Origin of the sequence: Aliidiomarina haloalkalitolerans, from assembly GCF_003987315.1 — a bacterium.
GTDB lineage: Bacteria > Pseudomonadota > Gammaproteobacteria > Enterobacterales > Alteromonadaceae > Aliidiomarina > Aliidiomarina haloalkalitolerans.
Map to the genome: position 1 here is coordinate 119925 of NZ_PIPI01000006.1, position 13461 is coordinate 133385.

The window sequence follows — 13461 nt, forward strand, 5'->3', positions numbered from 1 at the left end:
AGGTGTCTATAGTGATGTGGCTTTTAGCAGTGTTAGGAATCGTGATTATAGCTGGCTTGAGTGTTTATGCTGGTCTGTTGTTGGCGCGCTTGCGTGCGCAAAACAAAGCACTGGCAGCTGGTGAAGCGAAACGAAACAACTACTTGCATGAAAGCATTCACACGATTGCCTTAGCCATGCAGCAAGACCAGTGTCCGCTCTCGGAAGGCTGTATTCGTATTGCCGTTCTCTTAGATAATTTGCCAGACGCTGAGCGAGCGGGCTACGCCGCCCGTTGGCCGGCAATTCATGAGATGCATGATCGGATTAAACACATGCCGACCCATGACGCACGCAAAGAATTTCCGAAAAAAGAAATTCGGAAAATGGACTTAGAGCGTGAAGGTTATGAGGTCGAAATGGAAGAAGCGATTCAAGCGGATGTCGCGACCTTGTTAGTTTGGGTGAAAGAGCGTCGTCAGGCGCTTTAAGCCGACGACACTATTTCGCCCTTACTTTGTTTGGTTATAGCGCACTTAAGTACTTAAGCACGTAAGCACTCAAGCACTTAGGCACTCAAACACTTAATTGCAACCTAGTCATGGCGGTAAACAACACCGCCTTTCATGACAAAACGGACGTGACCCAGCACACGAATATCTTCGAGTGGGTCACCATCAACAGCAATGATGTCGGCATATTTGCCAGCGGTAATGCTACCTAAATTATCCCACTCGCCGAGTAACTCAGCAGCATGCTTCGTCGCTGTAGTAATGGCTTCTAGAGGCGGCATACCGGCTTCCACCATGTAGACAAACTCGCGTGCATTCTCGCCATGGTCAAAAACACCGGCATCGGTGCCAAAGGCGATCTTAACTCCCGCCTGATAAGCGCGGCTGAAAGTGTCTTGAATCAATGGCCCAATGGTTCGTGCTTTGGCGGCAACCTGAGGTGGGAAGTAGCCTGGAATCTCCGCACGTTCGGCCACCGATTTGCCGGCTGTAATCGTCGGTACATAGTACGTGCCGTGTTCTTTCATTAGGGCAAATACGCTTTCGTCCATGTAGGTGCCATGTTCAATCGAGTCGACCCCTGCTTTAATTGCGCGCACCATACCGTCCTTTCCATGCGCGTGTACCGCAACCTTCATATCGTAATCACGGGCAGTTGCAACAATGGCGGCTAACTCATCGTCCATAAATTGCGGGTTGTCACCGGAAGCAGCTAAGCTCAAAACACCACCTGTCGCGGTTAATTTGATTAAGTTGGCGCCTTCTTGGTAACGCGCACGAACCGCTTGGCGGGCTTGATCAGTTCCGTTCAGTACACCTTCCATTGGGCCTGGCGTTGGCACTAGACCTTGGCGATAGCCATTGCTCGGATCGGCGTGGCCGCCAGTGGTCGCTAATGACTTCGCCGCCGTATAGATGCGTGGTCCGGGAACATAGCCGCTATTGATGGCGTTACGTAATGAAACGCTGGTGGCAAAGCTGTCGCCGAGATCGCGCACCGTGGTAAACCCAGCATTGAGGGTGATGTTGGCAAAATACGCGGCGCGAAACGCTGTGTCGGCGGGGTTATGCGTAAAGCGGTGTAAGTAAGAGCCCGGTTCAGACTGCGAAGTAATATGGGTGTGCATGTCAATAAAGCCGGGCAGCACGGTTTTATCCGAGAGATCAATAACCGTGTCATTGCTAGTCGGCTCAGTGAAGCCGCGCTCGACGGCAACAATGCGGTCATCGACAATCCGGATGGTTAAATTAGTCAGTGGATTTGCCCCGGTACCGTCAATGAGCTTTCCCGCATGAATTAACGTATCCGCAGCTGCCGGTAAAGACATGGCAGCGAAACAACAGGCGCTGAGTAGCGTTCGTTTTAATGTTATTTTCATAGAAGTTCCTCGTTGTATGCGCTTCCGTGCAGAAATTTTTAGTGTATTTTCCGCTTGGGCTTGATAAACGTTATAATTGCATCAACTTAACACATATTAGTGGTACGGCAATGGATTATCTAGGTCAGGTCATTGCCGTGTTTTGGACTAAGCAAACGACAGAGAGTCGCTTATGTTATTCCGCGGAATTCGCGAAGATATCGCCAGTGTGTACGCACGCGATCCAGCCGCTCGTCACTTCTTTGAAGTACTGACGAACTATCCAGGACTTCATGCTATTTGGATTCACCGCTTTAGCCATTGCTTATGGCGCTGGAAGCTAAAATGGCTGGCACGCTGGATATCCACCATTGCGCGGTGGCTTACCGGTGTGGAAATTCATCCGGGAGCAAAAATTGGCCGCCGTTTCTTTATTGACCACGGCATGGGCGTGGTGATTGGTGAAACCGCAGAAATTGGTGATGACTGTACTTTGTACCATGGGGTTACTTTAGGTGGTACGAGTTGGAAGCACGGTAAGCGCCATCCAACCCTTGCCAACGGTGTCGTCATTGGTGCTGGCGCAAAAGTTTTAGGCCCGCTGCAGATTGGGGAAAACGCGCGGATTGGCTCGAACGCTGTGGTTGTTCGCGACGTGCCCGCCGGTGCAACCGTCATTGGCATTCCGGGTCGTATTGTTAGTCAAGCCCAACCAGCGGCAGCAGACAGTCACTCCGATGCAAAAGATAAGCGCGAAGCCATGGCGAAGAAATATGGTTTTGATGCCTATGCGGTGTCGCCGGACAACCCCGACCCCGTGGCGACGGTGATGGGACGGATGCTTGACCATGTACACGTGCTCGATGAACGTGTGGCGGAAATGTGCAAAACGATTAACCGCATGGGTGGCAATGTCTGTGGCGATCTGCCACCCATCGAGCTAGAAGACGAAGACATTCTTCAGGCCGAGAAAGAAGCGGCACGGATTCGGGTTAAGGCTACTGATGCAGAAAGTACTTATACAGAAAGCTCTGATACAGAAAGCACTGAAACAGAAAGCACTGATGCAGAAGCCACTGACACAGCTAGCACTGAAAGCCAGCAGAAAAAGGATAGTAACTGATGACGTTTCCAAGTGTATTTGAGAACAACGCCGACAGCATCGGCTTTACGCCGCTCGTCCGTTTAAACCGAGTGCTAAGCAGCGATGCAAAGGCTCGCGTGTATGCCAAGATGGAAAGCCGTAACCCTGCTGGTAGTGTCAAAGACCGCTTAGGGCTTGGTCTCGTGCGTGAGGCTGAGCGCAGTGGTGCACTCAGCGCCAATCAGGAGCTCATTGAAGCGACTTCAGGTAATACCGGTATCGCACTTGCCAGTGTAGCCGCTGCGAAAGGCTACAAGGTGACATTGGTGATGCCGCGCTCGGCTAGTTTAGAACGCCGTAAGCTGATGAAAGCCCTCGGCGCAACGATCGTTTTGACACCCGCTGAGAATGGTATGAAAGGCGCATTAGCGAAGGTAGCAGAGTTAATGGCGGCAGAGCCGGGACGCTACTATTTTACACGCCAATTTGAGAACCCTGCGAACCCCGCGATTCACGAAGAAACGACAGGTCCCGAAATTCATGCCAGCTTGCAAGGGCAGGTCGATGTCTTTGTTGCTGGGGTGGGCACTGGTGGCACGCTAACCGGGGTTGGCCGCTACTTTAAAAAGCAAGGCCAGCCATTGGCGATTTGGGCAGTCGAAGCGGCGGACTCGCCGCTCATCAGTCAAACCATTGCAGGTTCGGAGCTGACTCACGTCCCTCATAAAATTCAAGGTATTAGCGCTGGCTTTGTGCCACAGAACTTAGACTTGAGCTTAATTACTGGCACTCAGCAAGTCACGAATGATGAAGCCTATGCGATGGCACATCGGCTCATGCGCGAGGAAGGGATTCTCGCTGGTATCTCGTCGGGCGCCGCTGTGGTTGCTGCAAACCGCATTGCTTGCCTACCGGAGTACGCAGGAAAAACCATCGTTGTGGTGTTGCCAAGCTCGGCAGAACGGTATTTAAGCACGCCATTGTTTAAAGACTTGTTCACAGCCGAAGAGCTGGAGCCTTAAACTATTCTGCACATGAGTGCGGCAAGTCAGAATTAAATACCACCTTACAAGAACAAAAAGGCCTGCTTCAATCTCTTGATGCAGGCCTTTGTATTCGCTGTTTCGCAGCTAATTTATTTCTTCGTACTGACGCGAATTCGCGGCTTATCTTTACTTGGTTTCAGCGCTGCGAGCTCTTCCGGTGTTTCTAAGCCACTGCGTAAGCGGTGAGTGTCTGAGTCGTAACGGTTAAACAGCTCGTCTTTTACGGTTTTTACCCAAATAGGCACGCCAACGAAGTAGCCGGCGCGACCGATGGCGTGTGCAGCAATGGGGGCCGTGATAAAAATAAACATCACCACCGCAAGCGCTTTAGCAATCACGACAAGGTCGTTAAAGTGCAGCATTGCTGCTGCCATCATCAGGGCCACCCCTAATGCACCCGCTTTGGTACTTGCGTGCATTCGCGTCAGCAGGTCTGGCAGGCGTAAGATACCTACCGCAGCAAGCAAGGTAAACATGCCGCCAGACAACATCAGAATGGCAATAATCCAGTCTAAAATATACTCAATCATCGCGCGGGCCTCCTCGTTCTAAGAAGCGGGCAAAGCCGATTGCACCTAAGAATGCAGTTAACGCCGCCACAATCGCGACATCGATAAAGCTTGAGCGGTCGGTAAAAATTGCATAGGTACCGGTCATCGCTACCGCTACGGTCGCAAGTAACTCGAGCGCAACAACCCGATCAGGTAATGTCGGACCCAGAATCAAGCGAATGAAAATGAGTACAAACGCGATGCTGAGTAACCCAAAGGTTAGTAAATAAACAATATGCACAGGTCCTCCTTTTGGTTAGCGTAAGATCTCTAAGACCCGACGCTCCATATCTTTAAGGCTGTTCCGGAGCTCCTGCTCGTTGTCCAGGAACATGGCATGAATAAACAGCACCCGCCGATCATCGGAAACGTCGAGGCTTAATGTGCCCGGCGTCAACGAGATCAGGTTCGCTACCATGGTAATTTCTAAATCGGTTTTGGCTTCCAGTGGCATGGCAATCACCCCCGGCTTCATGTGCCAAACTGGAGTGATAATGTCGAACGCAACGGTAAGGTTGGCCATTACCAGTTCTTTTAGAAAGAAAAAGATGAACTTAATCAGGCGCGGAAGCCGCCGTGTATAGCCGCGGATACCAGGTATTTGGCGCTGCATAACACCGAGCACAGCATAACCGACGAGCATGCCGAAGATCAGGTTTACGCCACCCGCGTCACCGGTTAAAACGACCCAAGTGACGGCAAGTAGCAGGTTCCACATAAAACCGGTCATGAGCCACCTCCTAACACTGCATCAATGTAGGCTTGTGGGTTCAGCAGCTGGCGCGCTGAGAACTCAGCAAGGTCATAAATCGGTTGACCGTTAAGGCCGATGTACAAGGTACACAAGGCCAGCAAGACCACCGGAATATAAAGAATGACCAATGACGATGGTGTTTTACCAGCAGTTAACGCGGTATCGTCTTGGCCCTTCGGCAGTTTCTTCCAGAAGACTTCAGACCAAATTTTGATCATTGAGTACAGGGTCAGCAAGCCAACGAGGAGCGCAATACCGGTCACCACCCAAGCAGATGCTTCGACACCCGAGCGAATGATAATAAACTTCGCGAAGAAGCCAGAGAGCGGCGGGATTCCCGCAAGTGATAATGCTGGAATTAAGAACAATATGCTTAAGAACGGCCGCGCTTTATAAATACCACCGAGCTTCTTGAGGTCGTAACAACCAAGCAAGCGGTGAGTAATACCACTGATCAAGAACAGGTTCGTCTTCACAATGATGTGGTGCATGATGTAGAACACGCCACCAATGATGGCAAGCGGCGTAAATAACGCGAGCCCCAATATCATGTAGCCGATCTGGCTGACAATGTGGAATGACAGGATTCGGCGGAACTCAAACTGCGCCGCCGCACCGAGAACACCGGTCAGCATGGTTAACGCCGCCATCCACAGTAGCAGCTCGTGGGTAAAGTCTACGTTCTGGTTAAAAATCAGGGTAAAGACGCGGAATAATGCGTACACCCCAACCTTGGTTAACAGTCCGGCAAATAGAGCGGACACCGCTACCGGTCCGGTGTGGTAAGACGCGGGTAACCAGAAAAACAGTGGGAAGGCAGCTGCTTTAATCCCGAACGCGACCATGAACATCACGGCAATGACGTCGACCATGCCGGTATTTTCCGCAGCTCCGAGTTTCACCGCGATGTCGGCCATATTCAGGGTACCGGTAATGCCGTAGAGCAAACCGATGGCACTGAGGAAAATAGCTGACGACAGCAAGTTCAAGGTGACATATTTGACCGCACCTTCCATTTGCGCTCGTTCGCCGCCAAGAATCAGCAGTGCGAATGAGGCAATGAGCATGACCTCAAACCATACGTACAGGTTGAAGATGTCACCGGTTAGGAACGAGCCAGCTACACCAGCAAGAAGCAAGTGCATGAGCGGGTAATAACCAAAGCGTTCGTGGCTTGGGGAAGCTGACGACAGCGAGAAAATGGCGATTGCAACAGCCATCATCCCGGTGAGCACCACCATAATGGCACTGAGCATGTCGGCGACTAATGTAATGCCGAACGGTGCGACCCAGTTACCCATGTACATCACGACATGGCCTTGGTCGATAACGCTAATCAATAACCAAATGCTGACACCTAGCAAGGCTAAGCTGCCAAGCAGTGAAAGGACACGCTGAATGACATTGTAGCGCCATAACATGACGCACAGCGTGCCGGTCATTAAAGGAATAATTATTGGCAGAGCGACTTCTAAACTCACGTGTCAGTATCCTTCATCTGATCCAAGTTGTCGGTACGCAGGATGTTGTACGCGCGGTGAATAAGTACAACAGCAAAAGCGAGTACCCCGAAAGCGATTACAATCGCGGTCAGAATCAATGCTTGCGGTAACGGGTCGGCAATGACGCCTTCAGGCAATACAGCGCCTTCTGGAATCAAGGGTGGTCCGCCCCGAGTCATCCCTGCTGAGGTGAAGATTAATAAGTTTGCGGCGTTCGAAATCAGCATGAGGCCGATGACCAGCTTAACAATACTGCGTCGGAGCATCATGTAGATTGCCGCTGCGTATAAGAGGCCAACGACAATGGCCATTATGGGTTCCATTTATGCCTCCTGTTAGTGTTCTTCTGCTTCGGTGAGCGCGATGAGCATCAGCATGACCGAGCCGAATACCGCGAAATAAACACCGATATCAAAAATAAGTGGGGTCGAAAGCTTAATTTCGGTTCCGCCTGGCAACATGATTGGCCACCATTGTGCAGTCAGTAATGGCTCACCATTAAAGAGTGCTGGGAATACCGAGATCATGCCAAAAAACAGGCCAATACCGATCAGGTTGCGCGGGTCGACACGCATTAGATCGCGAGTAACAGCGGCACCAAAAGTAAACAGATAAAGCGCGAAAGCCCCAGAGGCGACAAGACCGGCAATAAAACCACCGCCTGGCTCATTATGGCCGCGCAATAACAAGAAGACAGAGAACAGCAGCTGCAGAGGCACTAAAAAGCGCGCAGCGGCATGTAAAATCAGTGTACCTGGTTTCATCATGACGGTTTGTCCTCCTTGCCTTGTTGTTGATCGCTTTGCTCACCTTCGTTCGGGTCGTCATCATGACCATCAGAAGCGTCCGGACTTAAGTCTGGATTGGATTCTGCATCGCTTGCGGCAGCAATTTTTCGCTCATTGGTGGCATCGAAATCACCAGGCGCAACGATATTCTCTTTTTCCAACATGGCTTGATGAATTTCGTCGAGCGAATGCACGATGTCTTTCTCTGGGATCTTCTTCGGCGGCAGAATTAACGTACCGGCGAAGTGGTTCGCTCCAGGCGCAGTTTGCGGATTGAACTTGATCATCGCGTAGACACCCATGGCAGCAAGCGCGAGCACGAAGATTTCGCCGAGGGTATCGAGGGCTCGGTAATCAACCAAGATCACGTTGACGATATTGCGACCATGCGCGAGCGGATAACTGTTTTCGATCATATAACCGGAAATCGGCTCAAATAGTTGCACATCGATAGTAATCATAATTAAGAAGGTCATGAGTACACCAACGGTCAGCGCCACCGCCGCATCGCGGATGCGTTCGCGGGTCGTCGAGATGTTCGAGAAACTTGGCAAGCGGAACAAGACCAATACCAACAAAATAACCGTCAAGGTTTCGACGAGGATTTGGGTAATACCAAGGTCAGGTGCACTGAACAAGATGAACACCAGCGCGATGGTGTAACCAACGCCACCCATAGCGGCAACCGCACCCAAGCGTGAATGGGTGACGCTGGCCGTGATGGCTGCGGCCACTAGGACGCCAAGCACCATGATCTCATGGAAGTACACCGACACGTCAAAGTTCCAGTGAATCTGATAACGGCTCAGCAAGGTGTAGCCGGTTAAGCCGACGAATACTAAGACGATGGTGCGCAAATAGTTCCGCATGGAACCATTCTGCAATTTGCGGGTTTGCCATTCGGCGACCCAAACAATCGCGTCCATAAACCAGAAGTATCCGCGCTCAGGACCACGAGCAATAATCGGGTCAAGGACGCGTAAGCGTGCACGGGTACCGTCCCATACTTTAAATAAGATTAAACCGGCAATTAAGCTAACAGCTGAAAGCATCAGCGGCAGATTAATACCGTGCCAGAGTGCTAGGTAGCCATCGACAACCGTGCCAGCAACGGCATTTGTTGCAGGTTGTGTAATCCAGTAACCAGCCAAGCCCGGTAGCAGGCCAGCCACTAGCGACAGAGTCACTAGCACGATAGGACCAGCGAGCATGGCGATGGGCGGTTCGTGAATCTTTTCCGCCGCTTTAGGTGCTTTAAAGGCACCAAAGAAGGGGCGTAGAGCAATGACGGCCGCTACGGTGACAATGAAAATGGAACCGACGATGACCAAGGCGTAGATAAACCATGCGAATGCGCCTTCAATCATGGCTTCCAGCAAGAGCTCCTTGGCAACGAAACCAAATAACGGCGGAATACCGGCCAGAGACAACGCGGCAACCCCGGTTAGGACCGCTGTGACCGGTAAGTACTTGCGTAAACCGCCGAGCTCTGTAACTTCGCGACTACCGGCTTCGTGGTCGACAATCCCGGCGAGCATAAACAGCGCGCCTTTGTAGAGTGAATGCGCAAGCAAGTAAGCGGCAAAACCAAGCATTGCGAGCTCGGTGCCAATACCGAGTAACAAGGTTAAGGTACCGAGAGCCATGACGGTGGAGTAGGCCAGCAACTTTTTCAAGTCAGTGCTGCGCAAGGCCATAAAGGCACCGGTAAATAAGGTTAAGGCACCAAATGTACTAAGAATAATTGTCCACAGTTCAGTACCGCCAAGTTGCGGTTGCAGGCGCGCCAATAAATAGATACCAGCCTTGACCATTGTCGCAGAGTGTAAGTAAGCACTCACTGGCGTTGGCGCTGCCATGGCATTTGGCAACCAGAAATGGAATGGGAACTGAGCAGATTTGGTAAAGGCACCCAGTAGCAAACAAATGAGCATGCCGGTGTACAGCGCATGGCTGGTCACGCTGTTGCTACTATTGAGAATTTCTTGAATTGAGTACGAGCCACCGGCAATCGCGAGCATGACAATACCAGCAAGCAGCGCGAGGCCACCGGCAACGGTCACGATTAACCCTTGTAACGCCGCTTTCCGAGCGCTTTCTTGGTGATGGTTAAAACCAATCAACAAGTACGAGGTGATACTGGTGAGCTCCCAGAATACGAAGAGGGTAATGAGATTATCAGCCAGGACTAAGCCAAGCATGGAGCCCATGAACGACAGGAGCACCACTAAAAAGCGGTTCTGGTCTTCATGGCCCTTCAGGTATGCTCCTGCGTATAGCACAATAAATGTACCGATACCGCAAATGAGCAATGCAAACATCAGTGATAAGCCATCGAGCACCATAGTAAACGAGATGTCGAGACCGGGAATCCAAGCAAACTCGTGGATCAGTACTTCACCGCTAGCAATGAGTGGAATGTGTCCGGCGAACCAAATGGTCAAGGCTGCGGGCACAATAGCCATTAAGTAGGCGGTTCGGTGCTGATGCTGCACGAATAACCAAGGGGTTACGAGTGCTGCAAGGTAGATCACCAGAACGGCTAGTTGCATGCGTTTTCCTCTTTCAGCAAACCCAAAATCAATAAGTTACCGAAAATATCGGCGCGTCGAACGGGATAATCTAGCATAAATCATAAAAAATCTGTAAGTAAACTCGTCCGAAAAGTTTAATCATTCATCATTGCAATTGCGTGATCGCACCCTTATTTAACCCTTGCAAATTAGTCTTTCCAGCTCTAGATTGCGCCCTAATTCCGTGTTGAAGAGAAGTAAACGTAAAAATGGAACGAGCAGATTACCAAACTTGGCAAGTACGCTTCGAAAACTTACGCAGCAATAAGGTTTTTGAGCTTATTGTCGTGGCGATTATTATTTTTTCGGCCTTGGTTGTGGGTGCGAAAACCTACGAGGAAACAACCCGTTTTACCCAAATCATGGATGTACTGGATTGGGCGGTCACGGTATTTTTTGTGGTTGAGATTGCAATTCGCATGCTTGCCGAAAAGCGCTACCGCGACTTCTTTAAGTCGGGTTGGAACATCTTCGACTTTGTCATTGTGGTCGCGAGCTTAATTCCAGTCGATGGTGGTCAAAGCGTGCTCTTGGCGCGTTTGCTGCGGGTTTTCCGAGTGCTACGCTTAGTTTCGATTGTGCCGGAGCTGCGTGTGCTCATGAATGCGTTTTTGAAAGCGCTGCCGCGCATGGGCTATGTTGCCTTGTTCATGTTCATTATTTTCTATATTTACGGCGCCGTTGGCAGCTTTATCTTCCGTGATATTAACCCGTTCTATTGGGAGAATATTACCATTGCCATGCTCACACTGTTCCGTATAGCGACGTTTGAGAGCTGGACGTCGATCATGTACGAGACCATGGAAGTCTATCCGATGTCTTGGCTGTATTACGTCAGCTTTATCTTCCTCAGTGCCTTTATTTTCTTGAACATGATGATCGGTATTGTGCTCGAAACGATGCAAAAAGAGAGTGCTGCCCAAGAAGTGGAGGACGGCAAAGGAGAAGCCGCGGATATTCATTGGATGCGTGAACAGATGGCTATGATGCAACAGCAAATACAGGACATGCACAGACAAATTGTGCCGGCTAAGCGCACGCCTGAAGGTTCTGTCGAGCGTTTATCGACAGAGCAGAAAGACCGTTAAACAAATTAACACCAGTTCCGCCGGCTATTCGAGGCACTGGTTTTAGAGGCAGTGGTATTTAAGACCGCAGTATTTGAGACAGTAAGACGAACAAATCCGACGTGAAGTCGTGTGAGATCCAACTATACTGATTGCAACGTTATCGTTTTCTACATGATGTTAGCGATGTGGTTTCGCATAATCTCACACCTACCGTTCAATGCGATTCAGCAAGAATCGGTGACAACGGCAAGTATTCAGATAGGAAGGTTAAACATGGCAAAGCTAGGTTCTTTTCTGGTGTCATTGCTGTTCGGACTCAGCGTAACCGCTGCGACTGCAAATGAGCATGTGACAGTATTTGAAAACGTTCATGTTCTGACCATGCAGCCGGAACACCAAGGGCAAATTCTACGCCAACAAACGGTCGTGATTCAGGGTGACCGGATTATTGCAATGGGTGCACAGGGCGATGTTGAGATTCCCGCCCATGCACAACGCATTACTGGTGAAGGTCGGTATTTATTGCCCGGTTTAGCGGAAATGCATGGTCATGTGCCGCCAACCCAGTCATTTACGGGAATTCCTGAGCGCTATTTAGACGATGTCTTGTATTTATACCTTGCCGGCGGGGTGACTACCGTCCGCGGCATGCTTGGGCATCCTCATCAGTTGCAGTTGAAAGACGATATTGCGGAAGGTCGTCGTATTGGTCCAACGCTGTACCTTGCCGGCCCAAGTTTTAACAGCAACACCGTGCGTGACCGAGCGCAGGCACGGCAGCGAGTTCGTGAGCATGCGGAAGAAGGTTGGGATCTGTTAAAAATTCATCCGGGTTTAAGCCTTGACCAATACCAAGCGATTGCCGCAGAAGCACACGAGCAGGGCATCGACTTTGCCGGCCATGTGCCGACGGATGTAGGTATTCGTCACGCAATTATCCTTGGAAGTCGCACTATCGACCACCTTGACGGTTACTTGGCGGAAGTGGACGGCTTTGAGCAGCCTGTCAGTGATGAAGTGTTACAAGAATTGGCAGAATTTACGGTTGCCCATGGTGTTGGCGTGGTGCCAACCCAAGCCTTGTGGGCGACCTTAATTGGCGCTGGTGACGCGGAGGCAATGCGGGCATACCCTGAACTGCAATACGTACCGCAACAGGTGCGCGCTGGTTGGTTTAACTTTTTAGACGATCCGCAAAGTGTGTATTACACCGGTAACACAGCGGCAGTGCATCAGGAAAACCGTCAACGCCTTCTTGCTGCATTGTATGAAGCTGGCGCAGAAATTCTTTTGGGTACCGATGCACCGCAGTTATTTAGCGTGCCAGGCCTGTCGATGCGCCGGGAAATTCCATTCATGGTCGACGCTGGTATGACGCCATATGACATTATCTATTCGGGTACGGTGGCGGTTGGTCAGTATTTCGCTCAACAAGACGAGTTTGGTCAAGTCCGCGTAGGACATCGCGCCGACTTGTTGTTGGTCGGCGAGAACCCGCTTGAGAATATCAGCACGCTGTATGAGCCAGTTGGCGTGATGGCCCAAGGGCAGTGGCATAGCCGCAGCGCAATTGAGGCCAAACTCGCTGAGATTGCTGCGGCGTATCGAGCAGAGTAGGCCGCAGCAGCGGCCTGCAGATGGCTTTTTTACCAGCTACTTTAACGGCTACTTTACCAGCTACACGATAAAGTGTTTGGAAATATGGCGGAACGTGTCGGTACCGGCACGTTCTAGCCATTCAAACACCACCATTTCATAACTGACCACATGCGCACCAGCGGCTTGCATACGTTGCAGGGCAAGTGCTTTGTCACCATCATTGCGCGAGCCAACGGCATCGGCAACCACATACACCGTATATTCGGCCTCGAGCAGATCAAGCACGGTTTGCAAGACGCAGACATGGGTTTCAGTGCCACAAACCACGACCTGATTACGCTTGAGCTCCTCAAGAGCAAGCGGCAAGTGCTCTTCGCGCATGGCACTGAAATGAATCTTCTCAATGACCTTGGCGTGGGTCAAATGCTCCTTTAAGCTCGCGGCTGTATGGCCGAGGCCTTGTGGATACTGTTCGGTAATCAGGGCGGGAATTTCGAGTAAATGACTCACTTGGGCAAGTTTTTCGCTGTTCGCGACAATGCTGTCGGCATGGGCGATTGCTGGGCGCAAACGCTCTTGGATATCAATAACAAGCAACACTGACTCGAGGCGATTTAACGCATCAGCAGAACGATAGTCGAACAT

At 50.8% G+C, this 13461-nt stretch carries 14 protein-coding genes; 5 read left to right on the forward strand and 9 right to left on the reverse strand.

Annotation, left to right across the window (positions count from 1 at the left end):
- Positions 1-14: 14 nt before the first annotated feature.
- On the forward strand, positions 15-470 hold the full coding sequence (locus CWE06_RS09185; protein WP_241972531.1) for a DUF2489 domain-containing protein: 456 nt from the start codon (positions 15-17) through the stop codon (positions 468-470).
- A gap of 104 nt (positions 471-574) precedes the next feature.
- Here the strand turns inward: CWE06_RS09185 and CWE06_RS09190 are convergent, their stop codons facing one another.
- Positions 575-1870, reverse strand: coding sequence for a metal-dependent hydrolase family protein (locus CWE06_RS09190; RefSeq protein WP_126793377.1), 1296 nt, complete (start codon positions 1868-1870; stop codon positions 575-577).
- A 172-nt stretch (positions 1871-2042) separates the two neighbouring features.
- Between CWE06_RS09190 and cysE the strand changes: the two genes are divergently transcribed.
- Entirely contained in the window at positions 2043-2972 is a 930-nt protein-coding gene (gene cysE / locus CWE06_RS09195; protein WP_126793379.1) for a serine O-acetyltransferase, read from the forward strand.
- Complete coding sequence (gene cysK / locus CWE06_RS09200) at positions 2972-3955, forward strand: cysteine synthase A (protein WP_126793381.1); 984 nt, start codon at positions 2972-2974, stop codon at positions 3953-3955. The genes cysE and cysK overlap by 1 nt, the downstream gene beginning before the upstream one ends.
- Positions 3956-4068: 113 nt before the next feature.
- Here the strand turns inward: cysK and mnhG are convergent, their stop codons facing one another.
- The 7 genes from mnhG to CWE06_RS09235 are packed head-to-tail and all read right to left on the reverse strand — an operon-like array spanning position 4069 to position 10126.
- On the reverse strand, positions 4069-4509 hold the full coding sequence (gene mnhG / locus CWE06_RS09205) for a monovalent cation/H(+) antiporter subunit G (RefSeq protein WP_126793383.1): 441 nt from the start codon (positions 4507-4509) through the stop codon (positions 4069-4071).
- Entirely contained in the window at positions 4502-4771 is a 270-nt protein-coding gene (locus CWE06_RS09210) for an MrpF/PhaF family protein (RefSeq protein ID WP_126793385.1), read from the reverse strand. Before CWE06_RS09210 ends, mnhG begins: the two co-directional genes overlap by 8 nt.
- Positions 4772-4786: 15 nt before the next feature.
- Positions 4787-5260: a Na+/H+ antiporter subunit E gene (locus CWE06_RS09215; RefSeq protein ID WP_126793387.1), complete on the reverse strand. Its 474-nt coding sequence runs from the start codon at positions 5258-5260 to the stop codon at positions 4787-4789.
- Entirely contained in the window at positions 5257-6765 is a 1509-nt protein-coding gene (locus CWE06_RS09220; protein ID WP_126793389.1) for a Na+/H+ antiporter subunit D, read from the reverse strand. The genes CWE06_RS09215 and CWE06_RS09220 overlap by 4 nt, the downstream gene beginning before the upstream one ends.
- Positions 6762-7109, reverse strand: a complete 348-nt coding sequence (locus tag CWE06_RS09225; protein ID WP_126793391.1) for a Na+/H+ antiporter subunit C — start codon at positions 7107-7109, stop codon at positions 6762-6764. The genes CWE06_RS09220 and CWE06_RS09225 overlap by 4 nt, the downstream gene beginning before the upstream one ends.
- Positions 7110-7121: 12 nt before the next feature.
- Positions 7122-7553 (reverse strand): Na+/H+ antiporter subunit B, encoded by a 432-nt coding sequence (locus tag CWE06_RS09230; RefSeq protein WP_126793393.1) that lies wholly within the window; start codon positions 7551-7553, stop codon positions 7122-7124.
- Entirely contained in the window at positions 7550-10126 is a 2577-nt protein-coding gene (locus CWE06_RS09235; protein ID WP_126793395.1) for a putative monovalent cation/H+ antiporter subunit A, read from the reverse strand. The genes CWE06_RS09230 and CWE06_RS09235 overlap by 4 nt, the downstream gene beginning before the upstream one ends.
- Positions 10127-10356: 230 nt before the next feature.
- Here CWE06_RS09235 and CWE06_RS09240 point away from each other — a divergent pair, with 230 nt between their 5' ends.
- Positions 10357-11235: an ion transporter gene (locus tag CWE06_RS09240; RefSeq protein WP_126793397.1), complete on the forward strand. Its 879-nt coding sequence runs from the start codon at positions 10357-10359 to the stop codon at positions 11233-11235.
- Between the two features lie 255 nt (positions 11236-11490).
- On the forward strand, positions 11491-12834 hold the full coding sequence (locus CWE06_RS09245) for an amidohydrolase family protein (protein WP_126793398.1): 1344 nt from the start codon (positions 11491-11493) through the stop codon (positions 12832-12834).
- Between the two features lie 60 nt (positions 12835-12894).
- Here CWE06_RS09245 and CWE06_RS09250 read toward each other — a convergent pair whose 3' ends face one another.
- A complete protein-coding gene (locus CWE06_RS09250) occupies positions 12895-13461 on the reverse strand; it encodes a hydrolase (protein WP_126793400.1) in 567 nt (188 codons plus the stop codon).